The sequence below is a fragment of the Streptomyces sp. NPDC001980 genome (assembly GCF_040296885.1).
GTDB lineage: Bacteria > Actinomycetota > Actinomycetes > Streptomycetales > Streptomycetaceae > Streptomyces.
Map to the genome: position 1 here is coordinate 57,958 of NZ_JBEOYD010000014.1, position 21,738 is coordinate 79,695.

Here is a 21,738-nt window from a genome sequence, read left to right on the forward strand (position 1 = left end):
TCCCGGCGACGAGGGCGCCCATGGCGGGTACGGCCGGGTCAGGACACGGCCGGTCCGGTCAGGTACCGGCCCTTCGCGTCGTACGGCCAGACGTTGGGCAGGCAACCGTGCATGCCCTTGATCTGCTGCATCATCACGGGGGCCGGCTGCCCGGGACCGGGGCAGCCGACGTGCCCGTGGCCGAGGAAATGGCCGACCTCGTGGTTGATGATCAGCGCCCGGTAGTCCTTGACGCGGTGGGCGTAGACGGGGGTCGCGAGCAGCCAGCGCTTGAGGTTCACCATGACCTGCGCGGCCACGTCGCAGTTGACCTCGCCCCCGGTGTCCAGCCCGTACTCCCCGCAGATCTTGTCCACCGTCCCGGGCGTCGCGACCCGGACGACGAAGTCGGTCGGGCCGCTGGACACCCGCTGGAACGCCGAGCGGCCGTCGGCGGTCCAGCCGCGCGGGTCGGCCAGGATGCGCTCGACCTGCCGGGCGACATCCGCCGTGGCGAGGTCGATGCCGTTCTCGACGTCGACCCGGTAGCGCAGGAGCGTGCCGGAGCCGACCCTGGTGCTGCCGCCCGGTGCGGTGACGAACGTGCCCGGTCCGGTGGCCGGGATCTCCGGTGTGGGCGAGGTGCTGCGGCTCGGGGAGGCGGAGGTGGCGGCCGGACCGGGCGACGGGGACCGGGAGCCGTGCGCCGGGCCGGTGGCGCCGACGCGTCCGGACCGGGCCCGCTCGGTGGACCGACCCTTGTCGCCGGCATGGGTTGCTCCGGTACCGGACGAACCCCCGCCGACGGCCGCGAACCCGGCGGCCCCGAGAACCGCCAGCGCGGCCACGGCCCCCAGGACCGGCCCCCTCCTCTTCCTCCCACGATGGAAGGCACGGGAGGGGCCGCCGCGGCGACGGCCACGGGACGAACGTGCTGTGCGCGTGGTCATGACCGTCAGGCTGTGATCGGAATGTGATCGGACCTGGCGCAAGCGATAACGAAAAGATAACGAGCGAGGGGTCCCGGGGTTTATGTGATCATCCCGTAACAAACGGACAGCTGTGCGGATCTCATGCGGATACTGAGCGCATGCCACGCGTTCTGCTGATCGAAGACGACCGTGCCGTCCGGGAGGGGGTGGCCCTCGCCCTGCGCCGCCAGGGGCACGAGCTCGCCGCCGTCGCGACCGGGGAGGACGGGCTGGAACGGGTGCGGTCCTTCCGTCCGGACGTCGTGGTGCTGGACCTCATGCTGCCCGGGATGCCCGGACTCGACGTGTGCCGCCGGATCCGCGGCCTCGACCAGACCCTGCCGATCGTCATGGCGACCGCGCGCGGCGACGACGAGGACATCGTGGTGGGCCTGGAGGCGGGCGCCGACGACTACGTGGTCAAGCCCGTGCAGGCGCGGGTTCTGGAGGCCCGCATCCGCGCGGTGCTGCGCCGGGCGGGCGGCCCGCCCGCCGAGGGCGGCATACCGAAGATCGACACCTACGGGGACCTGTCCGTCGACCGGGCCGGGCTCTCGGTCGCCCGCGACGGGGTGACGGTCCCGCTCGCTCCGTCCGAACTCCGGCTGCTGCTCACCCTGTCCGCCTCGCCCGGTCAGGTGTTCAGCCGGCAGCAGCTCCTCGAAGCCGTCTGGGAGCACAGCTACCACGGGGACGCGCGGCTGGTGGACGCCTGCGTGCGGCGGCTGCGCGCCAAGATGGGCGAGCCGCCGCGCGAGCCCCGCTTCATCCAGACCGTGCGCGGCTTCGGCTACCGCTTCGCGGCCCGGTGAGGCGCCCGCGCCTCCCGCAGCTGCGCGGTCTGCGGATCCGTCTGGTGCTCGCCTTCACGCTGGTCGCCGCCGTCACCGCCGCCACCACCGGCGCCCTGACCTTCCGCGAGGCCCGTACCGGCGTGCTCCAGCAGAGCCAGGACGCCGTGATCCAGCAGCTGCGCACCCAGGTCGGGCGCCTCGCCCCGGACCTCGCCTTCCCGCCGGACCAGGCCGCACTGGCGGGCTTCGCGGCGGACGTGGCTCGCTCGGAGCCCTCCGGGACCTGGCGGGTGCTGGTCACCTACGGCCGCCTGAGCGCCACCTCGGCCTCCGGCGACCGCTTCCCGGAGCTGACCCCGGCCGTCCGCGAGGCCGTCGGCTCCAGCATGGCCACCGTCTTCCAGCGGGTGGCCGTCGGCGACCGCACCGCACTCGTCGTCGGCATGTCGGTCACCTTCGCCGAGGCGCCCGCGCAGGGCGTGTACACCTCCGGTGTGCATGTCTTCCTCACCGTGCCGCAGACCACGGAACGCGCCTACGTCGACGCCCTGGTCACCGCCGCCGAACGTGCCGCCGTGCCCGCGCTGACGCTCGCCGTGCTGCTGGCGCTGCTCGCCGCCCGCGGGGTGCTGCGCCCGGTACGGGCACTGCGCCGCGCCACCCGCAGCATCGCCGAGGGCCACCTGGACACCCGGCTCGCCGTCGACGGATCCGACGAACTCGCCGATCTCTCCCACACGTTCAACGAGACGGCCGCCGCGCTGGAGAAGTCCGTGGCCGAGCTGCGCGGCATGGAGGCCCGGGCCCGCCGGTTCGCCGCGGACGTGTCGCACGAACTGCGCACGCCCCTCGCCGCCATGTCCGCCGTCACCGACGTCCTCGACGAGGACGCCGCCGGCCTGGACCCGGACACCGCCACCGCCGTCCGCCTGATCAGCGAGGAGACCGTGAAGCTGGCCAGACTGGTGGACGACCTGATGGAGATCTCCCGTTTCGACGCGGGCGCCGCGGTGCTGCACCTGGACGAGATCGACCTCGCCGAGTCCCTGCGGCGCACCCTCGGCGCCCGCGCCTGGACCGGCCTGGTGGACTGCGACCTGCCGCCGCCCGGCACCCTGCGCGGCCGCGTCGACCCGCGCCGCCTCGACGTCGTCGTGGCCAACCTGGTGGGCAACGCGCTGCGGCACGGCGCCCGGCCCGTCGCCCTGCGCCTGTACGACGGCGGAGAGTCCGGCGGGGCACGGCTCGCGGTGATCGAGGTGCTGGACAGCGGACCCGGCATCCCCGACGACGTGCTGCCGCTTGTCTTCGAGCGGTTCTACAAGTCGGACGCAGCCCGCACCCGCACCGAGGGCAGCGGCCTGGGCCTCGCGATCACCGCGGAGAACGTCCGGGTGCACGGCGGCACGGTCCGCGCCGCGAACCGGCCCGAGGGCGGCGCCGTCTTCACCGTATGGCTGCCCCTGCCGGCCGACGAGCCGCCCCGGGAGGACCGGTGACGACCTTCCGGCGCCGGGCCCGCCTCGCGCTCCTGGTTCCCGCGGCGGTGTGCGTCCTGGCCTCCTGCGGCATCCCCACGACCGGTGTGGTGCAGGCGGGCGGTCCCGCCGTCGGCGTCGTGGCGACAGCGCGGCTGTACTTCGTGCGGGACGGTGCCCTGATCGCCGTCCGGCGCCCGACCGACGCGCCGGGCGACGTCGAGTCGGCGGTGCGGGATCTGCTCCAGGGCCCGGCCGACGTGGAGCTGAGCAAGGGAGTGACCACGCGGCTGCCCCTGCCCACGGGCCTGCCGACCGCGGTCCCGGCCGTCCCGGCGTACGGCGGTGCCACCGTCGTACCGGCGGCGCCGTCCGGGGCCGACCTCGTGAAGGTGACGGCGAGCGACCACCGGATCTCCGTCCGGCTGTCGGCCGCGGCGGGCGAGCCGGGCGATCCCGGCCTCGCGGCCGCCCAGATCGCCTGCACGGCCGACGCGGCACAGCGCGTCGCCGACCCCGGCGCCGAACCCGAGCCGGTGACGGTCACGCTCCCGGACGGCCGGAGCTTCGAGGGAGCCGCAACGAGGTGTCCCGGCATCTGACACCCGTCCACGTCCGACACCCGTCCGCCTCTGGTACCTGTTGCGTCCGACACCCGTCTCATCGCCCGGCCGGCGGCACGATCTCCCTCTTGAGGATCTTGCCGGTGGGTCCCTTGGGCAGGGAGTCCGCGATCCACACCTTCCGCGGGTACTTGTAGGCGGCGACCTGGCCCTTGACGTACGCACGCAGTTCCTCGGCCGTCGTCCGCGCCCCCGGCCGGAGCACGACCGCCGCTCCGACCTCCTCGCCCAGGTCGGGGTCGGGAATCCCGACGACCGCGGCGTCGGCGACGGCCGGGTGCTCGTAGAGCACGTCCTCGATCTCACGGGGGTACACGTTGTAGCCGCCCCGGATGATCACGTCCTTCTTCCGGCCGACGATCCAGAGGTACCCGTCCCGGTCCACCCGTCCGAGGTCCCCGGTGTACAGCCAGCCGTCCCGGATCGTGGCGGCGGTCTCCTCGGGGCGCTGCCAGTACCCCTTCATGACGTTGTGCCCGCGGACCGCGATCTCCCCCGTCTCCCCCTGCGGTACCTCCCTCCCGTTGTCGACCACCCGCACCCGCACCCCCGGGATCGGGGTACCGACCGAGCCGGGCCTGGGCCCGGCCTGCTCGGTGTTGACCGAGACGACGGGCGAGGTCTCCGACAGTCCGTAGCCTTCGAGCACGACGCAGCCGAACGCGGCCTGGAAGTCGTACAGCACCTGGACGGGCAGCTCGGCGCCGCCGGCGAGGCACACGCGCAGCCGGGAGGTGTCGTACCCCTCCTTGCCGGGCTGCCGTACGAGCCTGCTGTACACCGTCGGCACCCCGGCGAAGACGGTCACGCCGTGTGCGTCGAGGATTCCGAGGGCCTGCGCGGCGTCGAAGCGCGGGAGCAGGGTGAGGCACGCGCCGGAGGCCACGGCGGCGTTGAGGGTGCAGGTCTGCCCGAAGGCGTGGAACAGGGGCAGTCCGCCGAAGATGACGTCGTCGGCGGTGAGCCGGAACAGCCCGCCGGCCGCGATGTCGCAGTTCCGGGCCAGGTTGGCGTGGGTCAGTTCGGCGCCCTTCGGCTGTCCGGTCGTCCCCGAGGTGTAGAGGATCACCGCGGTGTCGTCGTCCTGACGGTCCGTCAGTTCACCGAGGGGCGAGGCCGATTCGAGCAGTTCGTCGAGGGCGCCGGGACGGACGACGGTCGCCTCCGCGTCCACCTGCCGCGCACCGGCGATCGCCTCGTCGGCGAAGTCGTGCCAGGCGAACAGGGACCGGGCCCCGGAGTCGCCGAGGTAGTAGAGAACCTCACGGGACTTGAGCAGGGGGTTCATCGGGACGACGATGCCGCCGGCCCGGAGTACGCCGTAATAGACGACGGCGAACTCGGGGACGTTGGGCAGCATGAGCGCGACCCGGTCGCCGGGCTTCACACCACGGTCGCGGAGCAGTCCGGCCATGCGGGCGCTGGCCCGGTCGAGCGCGCGATAGGAGACGGTGGTGTCCTGGAGGCGGAGCGCGGGGCGGTCCGGATGCGTCCGGGCGCTGTCGGGCACGTGGTGGGCGAGATTCATGTCGCATCCCTACTCAAGCACTTCTCGAGCACTTCCAAGCACGTCCGAGCACTTCCCAAGGACTCGAATGAGCAGAGGCTAGGCGCGGAACGCAGGGAAATCACTGGGCCCGCAATACGACCCCGGGGCCCGAATTGGTGCCGTTGGACCATTCTGCGGTTAGCTTTGAGGCATGGTTGCGGAGCACCCAGAAGCCGCAAAACAACTGTCCGTGGTCGCGGAGAACGTAGGGTCGCATCTTCCGGAGGTCGGCCGCGACATCGGGGACTACGTCCTTGCCGAGATACCGGAGCTCAGGGGCGACGCGACCATCGTCAAGATCATGCGGGCGAGTATCACGGAGAACGCCGACACGCTGCTGCACGTTTTCGAGAACGATATTCCCCTGGAGAAGGTCGAAGGGCCCGCCGCGGCCCTCGAATACGCGAGGAGACTCGCACAGCGGGGAATTCCCCTGAGCGCGCTGATCAGGGCCTACCGGATCGGGCACTGGCGTTTCCTGCAGTGGTGTCTGGACGAGCTCAACCGGCAGAACGCCGCCGAGGACCTGGCCGTCGCGACCAACCGGCGCATGCTGCACGCGAGCTTCGGCTACATCGACCGGGTCACCGAGCATGTCATCGCGGTCTACCAGCACGAACGCGACAACTGGCTGCTCAGCCAGACCGCGGCGCGCGCCGCCCGGGTACGTGACGTCCTCGCCGCGACCGACGTCGACCTCAACCGGGTCGAACCGGCCCTCGGTTACCGGCTCCGGCAGCACCATCTCGGACTGGTGGCCTGGCTGCCCACACCTACGGACGGGGGCGAGGGGCTCTCCCGACTGCACCGGATCACCGACGAGATCGCCCAGCGGCTCGGCTGCTCCGCCCGACCGCTGTTCGTCCCCCGGGACGCGATCGTGTCCTGGGTCTGGCTGCCGCTGGGCCCGGACGGCGACGTCTCCTGGGACAAGGTGGCGGCGGTGGTGGAGCGCAGCGATCCTTCCGTCCACGTGTGCGCCGGGGACGTCGGCCACGACGTCGAGGGTTTCCGCGCCACCCACCGGCAGGCACTGCGTGTGCAGGAACTCGCGGCGGTGGCCGATCCGGTGCACCGGTTCACCCAGTTCTCCGCCGTGGCTCCCATTGCCCTGATGGCGACGAACGTCGACGACATACGCTCCTGGGTGTGGGGCATCCTCGGTCCGCTGGCCGTCGACGACGAGAACAGCGCCCGCCTCCGGGAGACCGCCCAGATCTTCCTGGACAACGGCTGCAGCTACACCGCCACCGCGAGCGCCCAGATCCTGCACAAGAACACCGTGCAGTACCGCATCCGCAAAGCCGAGGAGATCATGGGGCACCCGATCCAGAAGGAACACACCGATCTGGAGATCGCACTGCGTGCCGTCCAGTACCTCGGCTCCACGCTGCTGCGCACGCATACCGAATGAACGGCCCGGCTCGTGTCAGCGGCCTTCCCAGTGCGGCTGGCGCCGCTCCGCGAAGGCGTGGGCGCCCTCCTGCGCGTCCTGGGACGCCAGCACCGGATCGGCGATGAGGTCCTGGTCGGCGAAGGCGTCCGCGTCGCTGAAGGCCCGCCGCTCGTTGAGGACACGCTTCACGGCCTCCACGGCCAGCGGCGCGTTGAGCGCGATGCTGCTGGCCAGTTCGAGGGCCCGCGGCAGCGCCTGGCCCGGTTCCGTCAGCTCGTTGACCAGCCCGAAGCGCTCGGCACGCTCCGCCGGCAGGGTCTCGCCGGTGAGCAGCAGTTCCAGCGCGATGTTGTGCGGAATGCGCTCGGGCAGGCGCACCATGCCGCCCTCGGGCGGCACGATGCCGAAGCGGACCTCGGTCTGGCCGAAGGTGGCGTTCCGGGCGGCCACGATCATGTCGCAGGCGAGCGCCATCTCGGTGCCGCCACCCAGCGCATATCCCTCGACGGCGGCGATGAGCGGGGTCCTGATCCGGGCGCGGGTGATCCCCGCGAAGCCCCGCCCGCCGACGATGGGCCTGTCGCCGGCCGCGAAGGCCTTGAGGTCCATGCCCGCGCTGAAGACGCCGCCGGCCCCGGTGAGGATGCCGACCCTGAGGTCGTCGCGGGCCTCCAGCTGGTCGAGGGCGGCGGCGAGGGCGCGTGCGGTGGCGCCGTCGATGGCGTTGCGGGCCATGGGCCGGTCGATCGTGATCACGAAGATGCCGTCGATCTCCTCGGTCCGTACGGTCGGTGCGTTCGTGGCCGTGGTCATGGCGTGTTTCCCTTCTTCCCCCGGATCTTCCGCCCGGCTTCCCTCGCGCTGCGCGCTGCCGGGCTACGGTTTCAGGCGACGGCCCGGGCCTTGCGCAACTCCTCGATCCCGGTGGCGTCGTAGCCGAGCTCGTGCAGCACGGAGTCGGTGTGTTCGCCCAGGTCGGGGGCCGGGCGCGGGCGGACCTTGGGCTCCTGGTCGAGTCGCACGGGGCTGTCGATCGTCAGGTGCGGCTCCGCGCTGCCGTCGTCGATCGGCACGAGGATCCCGTTGGCCACGAGCTGGGGGTCGTGGGCGAACTCCTCGATCGTCTGCGCGACTCCGTAGGTGAGGCCCGCGGCGTCGAACACCTGCCGCCACTCGGAAAGCGGACGGGCCGCGAACGTCTTGTCCAGCACGCCGGCGATTTCGCCGGCGTGGGCGCGGCGGCTCTGCGAGTCGGCGTAGTGCGGGTTCTCGGCGGCCTCGGGGTGGCCGATCGCCTGGAGGAAGAGGGGGACCTGCTTGTCCTCGTTGGCGAAGGCCAGCAGCAGCCAGCGGTCGTCCGCGGTGCGGTAGGCGTTGGCGAGCGCGTTCGGCGGGTCGGTCCTGTCGATCGGGCGGGGGGCCTTCCCGCCCACCAGTACGGCCTGCAGCCACATGCCGGCCGCCCAGGCGCCCTCGGCGACCAGCGAGGCGGTGACGCGGGCGCCCTCGCCGGTCCGCTCCCGCCGGTACAGGGCGGTCATGATCCCGGCGAACAGGCTGATCGCCGTCGGATGGTCGCCCGATCCGAACGCGTTGATCGCCGGAGGCGCGTCGTGCTGGCGGGTGATGTCCATGAGGCCGCTGCGGGCCCAGAACGCGGTCACGTCGAACCCGGGCAGGTGCGCGTCCGGGCCCTCCTCGCCGAAGCCGGTCACGTCGGCGTAGATCAGCCGGGCGTTGAGGGGAGCCAGGTCGTCGTACTCCAGGCCGAGCTTCGCTCGGGTGTGCGGCGGGAAGTTGGTCACCAGGACGTCCGCCCAGGCGACGAGGCGTTCGACCACGGCCCGGGCGTCGGGTGCCTTCAGGTTGAGCGCGATGCTGCGTTTGTTGCGGTTGTCCAGCTGCCAGGGGTAGTTGACCCCCTCGACGCGGGGGTTCGGTGGCATGCGGCTGAGCGAGCGGTAGGCGTCGCCGGCGCCCGGGGGTTCCACCTTGACGACGTCGGCACCGAAGTCGCCGAGGATGGTGGCCGCGGCGGGCCCGGCGATGAAGCTCGCGAGATCGACGACGTGCAGTCCCTCCAGGAGGGGCGTGTTGCTCATGACGACTCCTTGTCCTCGATGGGCCGCGCGCGGCGCCCGAGAGGATGACCCGCCGTGACGGGGCGCCGCGGCACGCGCCGGGTCAGTGGTGGCTGGGCGCCACCGGCACGAAGGCGTTGTAGCCGGTGATGTCACGGCCGACGATCAGCGCCTGCACGGTGTCGGTGCCCTCGTAGGTGTCGATCGCCTCGATGTCGCACAGGTGCCGTGCCACGTGGTAGTCGAGCAGGATCCCGTTTCCGCCGAGCATGTCCCGGGCGTCGGCGAGGATGGCCCGGGCCCGGTCGGTGTAGTGCATCTTGGCCAGCGCGACCCGGGGCATCGAGTACTCGCCCTCGTCCAGGAGCTGGCTCAGCCGGTGCTGCATGCAGAGCATGTCGGTGATGTCCGCGAGCATCCGGGAGAGCCGGTACTGGATGAGCTGGAAGGCGGCCAGCGGCATCCCGAACTGCCTGCGCTGCTTGGCGTAGGCCAGGGCCGTCTCGTAGCCCGCGATCGCGGCCCCGATCGACTCCCAGGCAACGCAGAAGCGGGAGGCGAGCAGGACCTTCTCGGTGTCGCGGAAGGTGTGGACGTTGGCCAGCCGGTTCGCGGCCGGCACCCGGACGTCGGTGAGGGAGATCTGCGCGTTCTGGACACAGCGCAGTGCCGTCTTGCCCTTGATGACCTGGGCGTCGAACCCGGGCGTGCCCTTCTCGACCACATAGCCGCCCACATGCCCGTCGTCGCCCCGGGCCCAGATGATCGTGTAGTCGGCGAAGGTCGCGTTGCCGATCCACCTCTTGTGGCCGTTGATGACGTACGAGTCGCCGTCGCGGTGCGCGGTCGTCTCCAGCTTGACCACGTCCGAGCCGTGCGTGGGCTCGGTCAGACCGAAGGCGCCGAGCTTCTCCATGCGCGCCATCGGCGGCAGGAAGCGCTGCTTCTGCTCCTCCGAGCCCAGCAGCGCGACCGACATCATGGCCAGGGCCGAGTGGACCCCCATCATGGTCGACATGCTCAGATCACCCCGGGCCAGTTCGAGGATCACCAGGCCCGCGGTCACGTTGCTCATCCCCGGGCAGCCGTACCCGGCGATCTGGAAGCCCGCGATGTCCAGCTGCGCCAGCTTGGGCACCAGCTCGAAGGGGAACTCCGCCCGCTCCCAGTACGGGTTGATGACTGGGATGACCTCCTGGTCCATGAACTCGCGGACCTTCTTCTTCAGGGCCCGTTGCTCGTCGGTGAGCAGGTTGTCCAGAAGGAAGTAGTCGGAGAACTCCGATCCGCCCAGAACGGGCGGCTCCACCCCGGACGAGTTGCCGTTGGGGCTCGCGGGAGCGTGGCCCTGATCGGCTGCCGCGCCGTGTGCCGTCTTCATCTGCCGTTCCTTCCGGTCGGGAATCCGATGGGGTCGGTGCGAACGACGCTAGGAGGCGGCGGCGGCACAGCCACTGGGCGCGGAACACCAGATTGCCGAGCGATTTGGTGCTCTTATACCAATTAGTCCAGAGAGCTTCTGCCCCCGGGATGCTTCGCGGTTCGGGCCCGTTGTCCGTCCGGGAGAGGCCTCGGCGTTCGTTCCCACGGCCCGGCGCGGCGCGCGGACGCGACGGCGAACACGCGGTCCCGCCGGAGAAGTCGGCCCCGCACCGGGCCGTACGCACGGCACCCGCGCGCCGCCGGGGACCGCCGGGGACCGCCGGCCGAAGGCCCCTGTACCGCGGGACCAAGAACCCGCCCGAATCCTGGGCGCGCAGCCCGATGCGCCGGCCTGCCCCCGGGCCGAGGGTGGTCCCGTGGCCGCCGCACAGCACCTCCACACCCCGTGGCCAACGATCAGGAGCAGTGATCAGCCATGACATCGCACAGGCCCGTCCACCGCGTGGCGATCGTCGGGACCGGCACCATCGGTGCCAGTTGGGCGACGCACTATCTCGTCCGTGGCTTCGACGTCACGGCGACCGACCCCGCGCCCACCGCGGAAACGGCCCTGCGGTCGTACGTGGCAGGCGCCTGGGACGCGGCCGCCGCGATCGGGCTCGCCCCCGGCGCCTCACCCGACCGCCTCGGTTTCACCCCGGACCTGCGGCAGGCCGTCGCGGACGCCGACTTCGTCCAGGAGAACGCGCCCGAACGGCCGGAGCTCAAGGTCAAGCTGTTCGCCGACCTCGACGACGCCACACCACCGGACTCGATCATCGCGTCGAGTTCGTCGGGCATCACGATGAGCGTCATCCAGGCCGACTGCCGGCATCCGGAGCGGACGGTCATCGGCCACCCCTTCAACCCGCCGCACGTCGTCCCCCTGGTGGAGGTCGTCGGCGGCGCGAGGACCGCCCCGGAGACGGTCCGGGACGCCATGTCGTTCTACGCCGCGATCGGCAAGAAACCGATCCACCTGAAGAAGGAGCTCCCCGGGCACGTCGCCAACCGCATCCAGGCCGCGCTGTACCGCGAGGTCGTGTACCTGGTCCAGGAGGGCGTGCTCGACGTGGCCGACTCCGACGACGCGGTGTCCTGGGGGCCGGGGCTGCGCTGGGGCGTCATGGGCCCGTCCCTGCTGTGGCACCTGGGCGGCGGCGAGGGCGGCATCCAGCACTTCATGGACACCCTGATGCCGCGCATGGTCGAGTCCTGGGCACAGCTGGGCACCCCCGAGTTCACGCCCGAGCTCAGGGACACCATCGTGAGCGGTGTCCTCAAGGAGGCGGACGGCCACTCGGTGGACGAACTGTCCGCCGGCCGTGACGCCATGCTCGCGGCCCTGCTGGCCGTGCGCGCGCAGCACGACCCGTCCGGGCCGCCGGCCGAGGCCGGGACCGGGCCGGACGCGAAGGAGGGACCGTGATGGGAGGCCGGGAGCGACTGTTCGTGCTGGAGGCGAGCGGCGGTGGCCGCCTGTTCTCGGTGCACCCCGACGGCTCGGACAAGACGGTCCTGGTCACCGGGTGCCGGATCCCCGACGGCGTCGCCGTCGACGTCGGCGCCGGGCACGTCTACTGGACGAACATGGGCGTCCCGACGGAGAACGACGGCTCCGTCGAGCGCGTGGACCTGGCCGGCGGCAACCGGACGACGATCGTCCCCGAGGGCGCCACGCACACGCCGAAGCAACTCCACCTCGAAACAGCCGACCGGAAGCTGTACTGGGGCGACCGCGAGGGCATGCGCGTGATGCGCTGCGACCTCGACGGCTCCCACGTCGAGACGCTCGTGCAGACCGGCGAGGGTGAGGACGACGGCCGGGACGAGACCAGATGGTGCGTGGGTGTCGCCGTCGACCCCGTCGGCGGACACCTGTACTGGTCCCAGAAGGGTCCGAGCGACGCGGGACTCGGCAGGATCCTGCGGGCCGGCATCGCCCTGCCCGCCGGGCAGACACCGGACCGGCGCGACGACGTCGAGGTGCTGTTCGAGGGACTGCCGGAACCGATCGACCTCGAAATCGACCTCAAGGCCAGGGCGTTGTACTGGACGGACCGCGGGGACCCGCCGAGGGGCAACAGCGTCAACCGGGCCCGGCTGGACCCGCCGGACGGCCGGTGGACGTCCGAGATCCTCGTGACCCACCTCATGGAGGGCATCGGCATCGCCCTCGACCCGGACGGTGGCCGCATGTACGCGACCGACCTGGGCGGATCCGTCTACGCGGCCGGCCTCGACGGATCGGACCGCCGGGAGATCCTCGTCGCACAGGGCAACCTCACGGGCATCGCCCACGCCGTGCTGCAAGCAGCGTGACACCACTTCCGCAAGGCGCTCCACGAGGCCGTTCGGCAGCGCCCCGTAAGGGGCGCGGGGAACTGCGCGACCAGCCCCCACCGGCCCGCGGTGGACGAACGGCCTGACCAGCGAAGCACTCAGGCCCGGTAGGCCGCCGAGATCTGGCCGACCAGAACGGCGAACGGCATGTCGAGTGCGGCGTAGCAGGCCCCGGCCTCGGGCAGGGCGTTGTCGGCCAGTGCCTCGACCATGAGGGTGGCGTAGTCACTGACGACGACGCCCGCCTGCTGCATGCGCAGCAGTCCCGCCTCGCGCTTGGCCTGGCTGAAGGTGCCGGAGGCGTCGACGGCGACGTAGGCGTCGTACCCGGCGGCCGTCGCCGAGATCGCGGGCAGGGCGGCGCACACCTCCAGCGACACCCCGGCGAAGATCAGCTTCCGTCGGCCGGTGGCCTCCACGGCCTCGCGGACGCGGTCGTCGTGCCAGGCGTTGACCGTGCTGCGGTCGATGATCTTCTGTCCGGCCGGCAGGGCCTCGACCAGCTCGGGGGTGGTCGGCCCCCACATGCTGTCGGCCGCGGTGGTGGTGGCGATCACCGGGATCCCCAGCACGGCCGCCGCCCGCGCCAGGGCCACCACGTTGTGCTTCAGCTCGCCGACCGCGATGTCCCGAACGCCCGACAGCAGGCCCACCTGGTGGTCGACCAGCACCACGGCGGCGTTGTCCCGGGTGACCGGCTCGAGGATCTTGCTGCGCTCACTCATCGTTCCGCTCCTTCGTCGTCGGACCACGGTTCATTGGTCACTAAACTTGATAGTCAATATTAGTGACTAGTTGCCCACGGGGCAACACCGGGCCGACGGGCAGGGCCCTAAAATCGGGCGGTGATCCAGCACGCGCTGGGCGACCTCCGGGAGAGGAGAGGCGTTGACCGGGCACCAGACCGCGCAACCGGACCTCGGCGTGCTCGCCGCCCGGATCCTCACGTCGGTACAGCGCGAGCTGTTCACGGCACTCGCCGAGCAGGGCTTCGACGACATCGCGCCCCGCACCGGCGCCGTCCTCGCCCACCTGCGCGCCGACGGCATCCGCGCCAGCGAACTCGCCCGCGCCTCCGGCCAGCACAAGCAGGTCATCGGCACCCTCATCGACGACCTGGAACGCCTGGGCTACGTCGAACGCAGACCCGACCCCGCGGACCGCCGCGCCAAACTGATCTGCCCGACCGAGCGCGGCCTGCTGCAGATGGCGGCAGCCGCCGCCATCATGCGCTCGATCGAGGAAGGCCACGCGAAGGCACTGGGCGAGCAGGAGTACGCCACCTTCAAGGCGGCGCTGCGCAGCGTGGCGGAACTCCGGCACGAGCCTCCACCCGAAGGCCGGCCGACGGGACCCGGCCAGGACACCTGAACCCACCCGACCCCCGCCCGGCGTCACGCACCGCGCGGGACCCGCGCCGTCGTCCGCAGTTGCGGGCCCCTGATGGACAGCCGGCCGCCGAACTGGGTGAGCTGGGAGGCGGTCGCCGTGACGAGCGTGATGGTGCGGGTGCGGGTGGCCGGATGCGAGAGCCAGCGGGGTACGGCGTCGGGGGTGACGGAGACGGTGCGGTCCGCGGGGAGCGGGCTGCCGCCGAGGCCCGTGACCCTGCCGGTCAGTTTGCGGACGTAGAGGGTCGCCACCCCGCCGGCCCCCTGTCCCTTGAGCGTCGCGGTGGTCGCGGGCCTCGCCCGCAGGCGCATCGCCGCGCGGCCCCGGCCCGCGGTCAGATCGAGGTTGACGGCGTCCAGCGACCGTACGGTGAACTTCAGGGCCCGGACGCTCCCGGCGCCGGTGCGCACCGAGACCACCCCGCGGAACCGCGCACCGCGGAGTACGAGCCGGTCGGCACGGAGCACACAGGGGCCCTTCGCGGGGCGGACCGGGGGCGACGAACCGAGCCGTGCGCCGGCAACGCCGCCGGGCACGTGCGGCACGTCGAGGCGCAGGAGCACGGCCACGCCGACCACGGCCAGCGCACCCGCGAGGGGCCGGGCCACACGACCGAGCACAGGGCCGGGCTTACCGGTGCGCGGGTCAGGTGTCACTGCACCTCTCCCCCGTCACAGCCGTCGCAGCGCCCGCACCCGACGCGGTCGGCCGGCCGTCCGGCGCCGTCGACGGCTCGTCGGCCGGGGGCGGCAGCCAGGCACAGGCCAGGGAACCGCCGACCAGGCCGAAGGCCACACCGAGGAAGAGACCGCCGAAGTTCGCGACGGGGAAGGAGACGATGGCGAGCAGGAGGGTGGCGATCCCGGCGAACACCCGGAGATGGGGGCGGCAGCAGAGCGCGATGCCCAGGGCCGGGAGCAGGGTTCCGATCAGCAGGGACCCGGCGCCGGAGGTGGTCGACAGAGCGAGCGGAATCCCGCCCAGACTCAGGTTCGCGTAGGGCCAGTAGAGGATGGGCAGACCGGCGGCGAAGGTGAACAGCCCGGCCCAGAAGGGACGTTCACCACGCCAGGTGCGGAACCTGCGCCGGAACTCCGGCGCCCTGGCGAGCAGTTCACGTCCTCCGGCGAATGGGTTGGTGATCACGCGTCCTGTCCTGATGAGTGGGGTCCTGGTCCCGGGCGGAGGAGTCGGGTCCCGGGCGTGCGGCCCCCGCGCGCGGCGGCCACCGGAGTCAGAAGCATGCGTGGTCGCCCTGCCGGAGCCGCACGCTCAGGCCCGGAACGCTGATCGTGCCCGCGGAGACGGCGACCGCGGTCACCCGCACGTCGTTCAGGGTGGTCGACACCGCCTGCTGGGCGACGCCGTCGGGATCGAAGAACTGCGAGTTCCGGTCTCCGGACCTGACCGGGCCCTTGGTGAGGGCTCCCGAGGCAACGCCGATGTCGAGGCCGTTGAAATTCGCCTCGCCGACCGACTCCGTCGTCGCGTCGATGAAGAAGTTCGAAGTCTCGACCGGCCGGCCGGAACCGCCGGTGAGCCGCAGAGTCTGCGTGCCGAGCACCGGGACGTCGACGACGACGGACTGGCACAGCGAGGTGATCGTGGCATGCCGGAAACCGGAGACCACGACGGGGACGAGTTCGTGTTTCCTCGTCACGTCGACCATGCCGTAGAGGCTGAAACCACGGGCGGTCAGGGTGTCGGCGGACAGCTGGAACTTCTGGCCGGAGATGAAGAACGAGGCGGCGAGCACTCCCTGTGCCATGGCGACGCCCACGGTCGCGCAGGCGGCGACGCCGGGCACCAGGACCACCGCGAAGCGTCTCCAGCGGGTTCGTCCGGCGCGGTGCGACATCCCGTCTCCTTCGGTCGTGAGGTGGACCCGCCCATGCCGACAAGGCGGCAGATGCACCTTTTGTCCGATGTTGGATCCTAGGCTCCCGGCTACGCCGACCGACTGCACGCCAGGCCAGCCGGACGAGTGACGCAAGTTCTGCTGCTCTCTTCGGGCGACGAGGTCCCTGTTGCAGCCGGCGGAGCACGGAGCTCGGCATCCGCCGCGAAGACCCCTGTTCAGCCGCGGGCCCCGCGCCCACCGGCTGCCGGGCTGCCACCCCGACGACCGGGTCACGAACCTCGCCCCGGTCGACCGGAGCCCTCAGGAGGCGAACGGCACCTGCGCCGACGGCACTTCACCGGTCCCCGCGGGGTGCCGCCACACGCCCTCCGCGGCCAGCCGGGGCAGCACCCCCTCCCCGAACCAGTACGCCTCCTCCAGATGCGGATACCCGGAAAGCACGAACTCCTCGATGCCCAGCGCCGCATACTCCTTGATCCGCTCGGCGACCTCGTCGTGGGAGCCGACCAGGGCGGTCCCGGCACCGCCCCGGACCAGGCCGATGCCCGCCCAGAGGTTGGGGTGGATCTCCAGCGCGTCCCGGCGGCCGCCGTGCAGCGCCAGCATCCGCCGCTGCCCCTCGGACTCGCTGCGGGCGAGCCCCGACTGCACCGACCGCACGGTCTCCGGGTCGAACCCGTCCAGCAGCCGGCCCGCCTCGGCCCACGCCTGCTCGGACGTATCCCGGGTGATGACGTGCAGCCGGATCCCGAACCGCAGGGTGCGCCCCTGTGCCGCGGCGAGCCCCCGGATCCAGGCGATCTTCTCGGCGACCTGGGCCGGCGGCTCCCCCCAGGTCAGGTACACGTCGACGTACCGGGCCGCGACCTCGCCCGCGACCGGCGAGGACCCCCCGAAGTACACCTCGGGCACCGGCTCCGGCACCCGGGCCAGCCTGGCGTCCTCGACCCGCAGGTGCTCCCCGTCCAGATCGACCGCCTTGCCCTCCCACAACCCCCTTACGACCTCCAGGAACTCACCGGTGCGGCGGTACCGGGCGTCCTTGTCGAGGAAGTCCCCGTAGGCCCGCTGCTCGTGACTCTCTCCCCCGGTCACCACGTTGAGCAGCAGCCGTCCGCCGGTCTGCCGCTGGAAGGTGGACGCCATCTGCGCGGCGAGCGTCGGCGAGACGAACCCCGGCCGGAAGGCGACCAGGAACTTCAGCCGCTCGGTGTGCTGGCTGACCATCGCCGTGGTCAGCCACGCGTCCTCGCACCAGGCGCCGGTCGGGGTGAGCGCACCCACGAAGCCGAGGTCCTCCGCGGCCCTGGCGATCTGGCTCAGATAGGCGACCGTCGGCGGCCGGTCCCGTCCGGAGGCCGTCGCCGGGGTGCCATGACCGCCGCCGACGACGTGCCGGCTGTCCCCGTTGGTGGGCAGGAACCAGTGGAAGGTGAGGGGCACGGGGGTCTCCGATCGAAAAGGGGGCCTGGGGTCACAGGAGGCCGTGGCGGGGCGGCAGGGTGCCGTTGAGGACGTAGCGGCCGATGTGCTGGATCTTCCAGCGGGTCGGATCGTGCAGGGTGTGGGTCCGGGCGTCCCGCCAATGCCGGTGCAGATTCAGGGAGTTGAGGGCCGAGCGGGTCCCGGACACCTCGAAGAGCGCCCCGGCGACGGTCACGGCCGCCCCGGCCGCCTGCACCTTCGCGGCGGCAACGGCGACGGACGCCTCGGCGGCCGACGTGTCGGTGAGGTCGGCGCCGGCCGCGTCGACCGCGCGGGCGGCCTCCCGCAGCAGGGCCTCGGACGCCCGTACCTGCACGGCGAGTTCACCGAACCGCTGGATCAGCAGCGGGTCCTCGGCGGCGGACTCGACCCCGCTCTCGAACCAGGGCCGGCTCCTGGTCCGTACGAACTCCGCCGCCTCGGCCAGCGCGCCCCCGGCGATCCCCACGTCGATGGCGGCGTGCAGCAACTGAGCGACGGCTCCGTGGAGTTGAGGTCCCTGGAAGGTCAGGTGGTGCGGCAGCACGCGGTCGGCGGGCACCGCCACGCCGTCCAGCCGGACGGTCCCGCTGGCGGTCGTGCGCTGCCCCATGCCGTCCCAGTCGTCGACGACGGTGAGGCCGGGCGCATCCCTGGGGACGTACGCCACGTGCAGGTTGTCGTCCTCGGTGCGGGCCAGGACCGGGATCCAGTCGGCGAAGAGCGCGCCGGTGGAGTAGTGCTTGACTCCCGTCAGCCGATGGCTGCCGTCGCCCTGGCGTGCCAGGCGGGTCCGGATGTCCTGGACGTGCTTCGTCCCCGCCTCGGACTGGGCGTTGCCGAAGCGGCTGCCGGCGAGCAGCTCCGCGAAGAAGAACTTTCGCTGTTCCTCGGTGCCCTGACGACGCATCACGTTCACGTACGCGAAGTGGCTCTGCGGGATCTGCGCGAGGCTGCCGTCGGCCGAGCCGAGGAGCCGGAAGATCTCCGCGAGCGTCAGGGCGTCGACGTCGGCGCCGCCGTGCTCGGCGGGCACGGTGACGCCCAGCAGGCCCGAGGCCGACAGCCGGTCCAGCTCGGCCCGGGGCAGGCGGCGTTCGGCGTCCCGTTCGGCGGCCCCGGCCCGGAACTCCTCGGCCAGGGCCGTTGCCACGGCGAGGGCCTCGGTGGCGTCGGCGATGACGTGGGCGGTCATCGGTTCAGCTCGCCGCGGCCAGGACGGGCATGCGGCCGAGGAGCGCGGCCGAGAACTGGTCGACGATCGGGACGAGGGCCTCGGCGGCGGCCGGTGCGAGGGTCAGGGTGCCGTCCTCCCCCACGGTGATGTCCTTGTCGAGGGTGAACCAGCCCTGGACTATGTGGGCGGCACCCATGGAGTTGAGGACCGGGCGCAGCGCGTAGTCGATGGCGAGGACGTGCGCGACGGAGCCGCCGGTGGCCAGCGGCAGCACGGTCTTGCCGGTGAGCGCGTACTGCGGGAGCAGGTCGAGCAGGGCCTTGAGGACGCCGGAGTACGAGGCCTTGTAGACCGGGGTGCCGACCACGACCCCGTCGGCGCGGGCGAACAGCTCGGTCGCCTCGACGATCGCCGGGTGCCGGAAGTCGGCGCCGAGCAGGGCCTCGGCGGGGATGGTGCGGACGTCGAGCGGGACGACCTCGTGGCCCTGGGCGGTCAGCCGCTGGTCCAGGTGGCGCAGCAGGCGGCCGGTGCGGGAGGAGGCGGAGGGACTGCCGGAGACGGACAGGACGGTGGCCATGGAGCTGCCTCTTTCTGGTGGCCGGGGCGGCGCGGAACGCCTCGTCGAGGGGGAGGGTCAGGCGTGGGCCCGGGCGGACTCGGGCTCGGAGTCCGGGAGCTGGGCCTCCAGTTCGCGGACCAGGGGCAGCACGCGCCTGCCGAAGTACTCGACCTCCTCGTGGTAGTGCAGGAAGCCGAGCAGGAAGAGGTCGACGCCGAGCTTCTTGTAGGCGACGATGCTCCCCCAGCCTTCGGCCGGGAGGGACCCCCAGGCGATCTGTTCCGGGGTGCCGATGAGGCCGGTGCGGAAGCCGTCGTTGTACTGGACGAGGTCCTCGAAGGTGGAGTCCTGCCACATGCCCTTGCCGTCGGCGGCGGACTGCCCGGCCTGCTTGACGGCGGCGCCGAAGCCCTCGACGGCCCCGCTGTCGGCCTTGGCGATGATCTCGCGGAGGGTGTCACGGGCCTCGGCCTCGGTGTCGCGGGCGATGAGGAAGCCGTTGAGGCCGAACTTCGGTGCCGCACGCCCCGCTTCGACGGCGGACTTGCGAACGTCGTCGATCTGCTCGACGACGCCGTCGAAGTCCTTGCCGTTGGAGAAGTACCAGTCGGAGACGCGGCCCGCCATGGCGCGGGCGGCGGTGGAGTTGCCGCCCTGGAAGATCTCGGGGTGCGGGCGCTCGGGGGTGTTCAACGGCTTGGGCTTGAGGGAGAAGTCCCGCAACCGGTAGAAGTCACCGGCGAGTTCGGTGTGGTCCTCGGTCCAGATCTGGCGCAGCGCGCGGATGAACTCCTCGGCGCGGCGGATGGGGGTCCCCCCGGTTCGAGCGAAGCCGAGAACTGGGGGAGTTCGTCGTGCTCCAGCCAGTGCTCGCCGAGCGCGGTGAACTCCCCCTTGAACCAGCCGGAGACGACGTTCACGGCGAACCGGCCGTTCGAGAGGTGGTCGGCGGTGGCGCCGAGCTTGGCGAGGACACCGGGGTGCCACAGACCGGGGTGGACCGCGGCGATCACCTTCAGGCGCTCGGTGGCGAGCAGCAGGGCGAGGCTGAAGCTGGTCGACTCGTGCTGGAACTAGGCGCCGTAGCTGGCCAGGTAGCGGACCTGGGCTGAGCGCGTACTCGAAGCCGTTGTTCTCGGCGAGGACGGCGAGTTCGCGGTTGTAGTCGTATCCCCAGTCGGTGCGCTGCTCGATCGTGCTGGTGACGAGTCCTCCGCTGACGTTGGGAACCCAGTAGGCGAATTTCACGGGCGCGGCGGGCATGCGGAACTCCTGTTGCGAGTTTTCGGGCGCGCCGGAATTCAGCGCCGGCCGCGCGGCGCGCGGGTGGGCACGGTGAATTCAGGCGGGAAAATTCAGGTGGAAAAAGAAGAGGGGGAGCACGCGGCGGATCTTGGTGGGGTGATCAGGCCGCGGCGCAACAGGAGGCGCTGGAGACGCGCGCGAGGTCGACGTGGCGTCGCCGCGTGAGGTCCAGTCGCATCTTCATGCCGTCGATGGTCGCAGTCCGCGCCGAGGGCCGTCAAGGAAAACCCGACCGGTCTCGTATCGCGGACCATTGAATTTCACGAACGTGTGACAGGGAAACCCTTGAACACGCCCCTGGCGGCGGCGCATTCTGCGGGGGTGCGGACCGAACAGCTGGAATACATAGCGGCCGTGACCCGGCTCGGTTCACTGCGCCGGGCGGCCGACGAACTGCGCCTGTCGCAGCCCGCGTTGAGCGAGACCGTCCGGAACCTGGAGCGGGAGCTGGGCATCGACCTGCTGGAGCGCAAGCGGACCGGGGCGACGATGAGCGCGGCCGGGCAGGAGCTGATGCCGCACATCGCCCAGGTACTGGAGGCGGTGGACCGGTTGCGGGTGGCGGCGGGCGAGCAGCACCGGATCAGCCGGATGGTGCGGGTCGGCACGGTCAACGCGGCGACCGTGCCGCTGCTCATCCCGGTGCTGCGGGAGTTCGGGGCCACGCATCCGGTCACCCAGGTCGAGGTGGTGGGCGCCCAGCAGACGGAGATCCACCGGGGGCTCGCCGAGGGCGGTTTCGACCTGGGGCTGGTGAACCATCTCGACGGTGACGACGTGCCCGCCGGCTTCGAGGCCACCGAACTGCTGCGCGGGCGGCCGGTGGTGTGCGTACGGCCGGACAGTCCGCTCGCCGGCCGGGCCGAGGTGTCGGCCGACGACCTGCTCACCGTGCCGCTGATCGCCATGCGCACCGGCTATGTGATGCACCGCTATGTGCACCGGCTGCTGGCGGACCGTACCCCCGTCTTCTCGTACTCGACGGACGGGGCCGAGATGGGCAAGCTGATGGTCGCGGAGGGGCTCGGCGCGACGGTGCTCCCGGACTTCAGTGTGGTCGGGGACCCGCTGGAACGCGGCGGGACGATCGTGTGCCGGCCGCTCGCCGGGGGCGCCACCGAGGTGGTGCTGATGCTCCAGCGCCGACGGACCGAGTCGGTGCCGCAGGCCGCGCGGGACCTGCACGAGACGTTCGTACGCCGGGCGGCCGAGCTGGGCGCGGACGCCGGCTGAGCGGCGGCAGCGCCCCGAAGGGGCGCGGGGCTGTATCCATATGCGGCTCCGCCGCGTGGGCGCGACCAGCCACGACGTCGCCGCAGACGGCAGACGGCAGACGGCAGA

The 21,738-nt window shown here is 71.8% G+C and carries 21 protein-coding genes and 1 pseudogene; 8 read left to right on the forward strand and 14 right to left on the reverse strand.

The window, feature by feature from the left end:
- Positions 1-38: 38 nt before the first annotated feature.
- The gene (locus ABT137_RS22335; protein ID WP_502984567.1) at positions 39-818 is read right to left on the reverse strand and encodes a DUF3152 domain-containing protein; all 780 of its coding nucleotides are present in this window, start codon (positions 816-818) and stop codon (positions 39-41) included.
- A gap of 251 nt (positions 819-1,069) precedes the next feature.
- On the opposite strand from ABT137_RS22335, the gene ABT137_RS22340 reads away from it, so the two are divergent.
- The 3 genes from ABT137_RS22340 to ABT137_RS22350 are packed head-to-tail and all read left to right on the forward strand — an operon-like array spanning position 1,070 to position 3,824.
- On the forward strand, positions 1,070-1,762 hold the full coding sequence (locus ABT137_RS22340; RefSeq protein WP_351711475.1) for a response regulator: 693 nt from the start codon (positions 1,070-1,072) through the stop codon (positions 1,760-1,762).
- Positions 1,759-3,243, forward strand: coding sequence for a sensor histidine kinase (locus ABT137_RS22345; RefSeq protein ID WP_351711477.1), 1,485 nt, complete (start codon positions 1,759-1,761; stop codon positions 3,241-3,243). Before ABT137_RS22340 ends, ABT137_RS22345 begins: the two co-directional genes overlap by 4 nt.
- Positions 3,240-3,824 carry a hypothetical protein gene (locus tag ABT137_RS22350; RefSeq protein WP_351711479.1) on the forward strand — a complete coding sequence of 195 codons (585 nt, stop codon included), beginning with the start codon at positions 3,240-3,242 and terminating at the stop codon, positions 3,822-3,824. The genes ABT137_RS22345 and ABT137_RS22350 overlap by 4 nt, the downstream gene beginning before the upstream one ends.
- 58 nt (positions 3,825-3,882) lie before the next feature.
- On the opposite strand, the gene ABT137_RS22355 is transcribed toward ABT137_RS22350, so the two are convergent.
- Positions 3,883-5,373 (reverse strand): long-chain-fatty-acid--CoA ligase, encoded by a 1,491-nt coding sequence (locus tag ABT137_RS22355; protein WP_351711481.1) that lies wholly within the window; start codon positions 5,371-5,373, stop codon positions 3,883-3,885.
- 172 nt (positions 5,374-5,545) lie between these two features.
- On the opposite strand from ABT137_RS22355, the gene ABT137_RS22360 reads away from it, so the two are divergent.
- Positions 5,546-6,808 carry a PucR family transcriptional regulator gene (locus ABT137_RS22360; protein WP_351711484.1) on the forward strand — a complete coding sequence of 421 codons (1,263 nt, stop codon included), beginning with the start codon at positions 5,546-5,548 and terminating at the stop codon, positions 6,806-6,808.
- A 15-nt stretch (positions 6,809-6,823) separates the two neighbouring features.
- Here ABT137_RS22360 and ABT137_RS22365 read toward each other — a convergent pair whose 3' ends face one another.
- The 3 genes from ABT137_RS22365 to ABT137_RS22375 form a co-directional block, all read right to left on the reverse strand.
- Positions 6,824-7,603, reverse strand: coding sequence for a crotonase/enoyl-CoA hydratase family protein (locus tag ABT137_RS22365; protein WP_351711486.1), 780 nt, complete (start codon positions 7,601-7,603; stop codon positions 6,824-6,826).
- Between the two features lie 71 nt (positions 7,604-7,674).
- On the reverse strand, positions 7,675-8,892 hold the full coding sequence (locus ABT137_RS22370) for a CaiB/BaiF CoA transferase family protein (protein WP_351711488.1): 1,218 nt from the start codon (positions 8,890-8,892) through the stop codon (positions 7,675-7,677).
- Between the two features lie 82 nt (positions 8,893-8,974).
- Positions 8,975-10,252: an acyl-CoA dehydrogenase family protein gene (locus ABT137_RS22375; protein ID WP_351711490.1), complete on the reverse strand. Its 1,278-nt coding sequence runs from the start codon at positions 10,250-10,252 to the stop codon at positions 8,975-8,977.
- Between the two features lie 477 nt (positions 10,253-10,729).
- Here ABT137_RS22375 and ABT137_RS22380 point away from each other — a divergent pair, with 477 nt between their 5' ends.
- Complete coding sequence (locus tag ABT137_RS22380; protein ID WP_351711492.1) at positions 10,730-11,722, forward strand: 3-hydroxyacyl-CoA dehydrogenase NAD-binding domain-containing protein; 993 nt, start codon at positions 10,730-10,732, stop codon at positions 11,720-11,722.
- Positions 11,722-12,615, forward strand: coding sequence for a 3-hydroxyacyl-CoA dehydrogenase (locus tag ABT137_RS22385; RefSeq protein ID WP_351711494.1), 894 nt, complete (start codon positions 11,722-11,724; stop codon positions 12,613-12,615). The genes ABT137_RS22380 and ABT137_RS22385 overlap by 1 nt, the downstream gene beginning before the upstream one ends.
- Positions 12,616-12,734: 119 nt before the next feature.
- Here ABT137_RS22385 and ABT137_RS22390 read toward each other — a convergent pair whose 3' ends face one another.
- A complete protein-coding gene (locus ABT137_RS22390) occupies positions 12,735-13,361 on the reverse strand; it encodes an isochorismatase family protein (RefSeq protein WP_351711496.1) in 627 nt (208 codons plus the stop codon).
- A gap of 163 nt (positions 13,362-13,524) precedes the next feature.
- On the opposite strand from ABT137_RS22390, the gene ABT137_RS22395 reads away from it, so the two are divergent.
- Positions 13,525-14,007 (forward strand): MarR family winged helix-turn-helix transcriptional regulator, encoded by a 483-nt coding sequence (locus tag ABT137_RS22395; RefSeq protein WP_351711498.1) that lies wholly within the window; start codon positions 13,525-13,527, stop codon positions 14,005-14,007.
- A gap of 23 nt (positions 14,008-14,030) precedes the next feature.
- On the opposite strand, the gene ABT137_RS22400 is transcribed toward ABT137_RS22395, so the two are convergent.
- From ABT137_RS22400 to ABT137_RS22435, 8 genes and pseudogenes are all read right to left on the reverse strand, one after another.
- A complete protein-coding gene (locus tag ABT137_RS22400; RefSeq protein WP_351711500.1) occupies positions 14,031-14,636 on the reverse strand; it encodes a hypothetical protein in 606 nt (201 codons plus the stop codon).
- 37 nt (positions 14,637-14,673) lie between these two features.
- Positions 14,674-15,174 carry a DUF6114 domain-containing protein gene (locus ABT137_RS22405; RefSeq protein WP_351711502.1) on the reverse strand — a complete coding sequence of 167 codons (501 nt, stop codon included), beginning with the start codon at positions 15,172-15,174 and terminating at the stop codon, positions 14,674-14,676.
- 88 nt (positions 15,175-15,262) lie between these two features.
- A complete protein-coding gene (locus tag ABT137_RS22410; RefSeq protein ID WP_351711504.1) occupies positions 15,263-15,886 on the reverse strand; it encodes a DUF6230 family protein in 624 nt (207 codons plus the stop codon).
- Positions 15,887-16,189: 303 nt separating this feature from the next.
- Complete coding sequence (locus ABT137_RS22415) at positions 16,190-17,332, reverse strand: LLM class flavin-dependent oxidoreductase (RefSeq protein WP_351711506.1); 1,143 nt, start codon at positions 17,330-17,332, stop codon at positions 16,190-16,192.
- Positions 17,333-17,363: 31 nt separating this feature from the next.
- On the reverse strand, positions 17,364-18,548 hold the full coding sequence (locus ABT137_RS22420; RefSeq protein ID WP_351711508.1) for an SfnB family sulfur acquisition oxidoreductase: 1,185 nt from the start codon (positions 18,546-18,548) through the stop codon (positions 17,364-17,366).
- Positions 18,549-18,552: 4 nt separating this feature from the next.
- Positions 18,553-19,110: an NADPH-dependent FMN reductase gene (ssuE, locus tag ABT137_RS22425; RefSeq protein WP_351711510.1), complete on the reverse strand. Its 558-nt coding sequence runs from the start codon at positions 19,108-19,110 to the stop codon at positions 18,553-18,555.
- Between the two features lie 57 nt (positions 19,111-19,167).
- A pseudogene (gene sfnG, locus ABT137_RS22430) lies at positions 19,168-20,355 on the reverse strand (dimethylsulfone monooxygenase SfnG).
- Positions 20,356-20,497: 142 nt separating this feature from the next.
- The gene (locus ABT137_RS22435) at positions 20,498-20,581 is read right to left on the reverse strand and encodes a putative leader peptide (protein ID WP_350760414.1); all 84 of its coding nucleotides are present in this window, start codon (positions 20,579-20,581) and stop codon (positions 20,498-20,500) included.
- A 137-nt stretch (positions 20,582-20,718) separates the two neighbouring features.
- On the opposite strand from ABT137_RS22435, the gene ABT137_RS22440 reads away from it, so the two are divergent.
- Positions 20,719-21,630, forward strand: coding sequence for a LysR family transcriptional regulator (locus tag ABT137_RS22440; RefSeq protein WP_351711512.1), 912 nt, complete (start codon positions 20,719-20,721; stop codon positions 21,628-21,630).
- The last annotated feature ends 108 nt before the right edge of the window (positions 21,631-21,738 follow it).

Coding starts and splice junctions, on each gene's coding strand:
- ABT137_RS22375 (WP_351711490.1), bottom strand. CDS start 10,252: ATGAAGACGGCACACGGCGCGGCAGCCGATCAGGGCCACGCTCCCGCG.
- ABT137_RS22420 (WP_351711508.1), bottom strand. CDS start 18,548: ATGACCGCCCACGTCATCGCCGACGCCACCGAGGCCCTCGCCGTGGCA.
- ABT137_RS22435 (WP_350760414.1), bottom strand. CDS start 20,581: ATGAAGATGCGACTGGACCTCACGCGGCGACGCCACGTCGACCTCGCG.
- ABT137_RS22355 (WP_351711481.1), bottom strand. CDS start 5,373: ATGAATCTCGCCCACCACGTGCCCGACAGCGCCCGGACGCATCCGGAC.
- ABT137_RS22340 (WP_351711475.1), top strand. CDS start 1,070: ATGCCACGCGTTCTGCTGATCGAAGACGACCGTGCCGTCCGGGAGGGG.
- ABT137_RS22410 (WP_351711504.1), bottom strand. CDS start 15,886: ATGTCGCACCGCGCCGGACGAACCCGCTGGAGACGCTTCGCGGTGGTC.
- ABT137_RS22380 (WP_351711492.1), top strand. CDS start 10,730: ATGACATCGCACAGGCCCGTCCACCGCGTGGCGATCGTCGGGACCGGC.
- ABT137_RS22390 (WP_351711496.1), bottom strand. CDS start 13,361: ATGAGTGAGCGCAGCAAGATCCTCGAGCCGGTCACCCGGGACAACGCC.
- ABT137_RS22365 (WP_351711486.1), bottom strand. CDS start 7,603: ATGACCACGGCCACGAACGCACCGACCGTACGGACCGAGGAGATCGAC.
- ABT137_RS22370 (WP_351711488.1), bottom strand. CDS start 8,892: ATGAGCAACACGCCCCTCCTGGAGGGACTGCACGTCGTCGATCTCGCG.
- ABT137_RS22360 (WP_351711484.1), top strand. CDS start 5,546: ATGGTTGCGGAGCACCCAGAAGCCGCAAAACAACTGTCCGTGGTCGCG.
- ABT137_RS22385 (WP_351711494.1), top strand. CDS start 11,722: ATGGGAGGCCGGGAGCGACTGTTCGTGCTGGAGGCGAGCGGCGGTGGC.
- ssuE (WP_351711510.1), bottom strand. CDS start 19,110: ATGGCCACCGTCCTGTCCGTCTCCGGCAGTCCCTCCGCCTCCTCCCGC.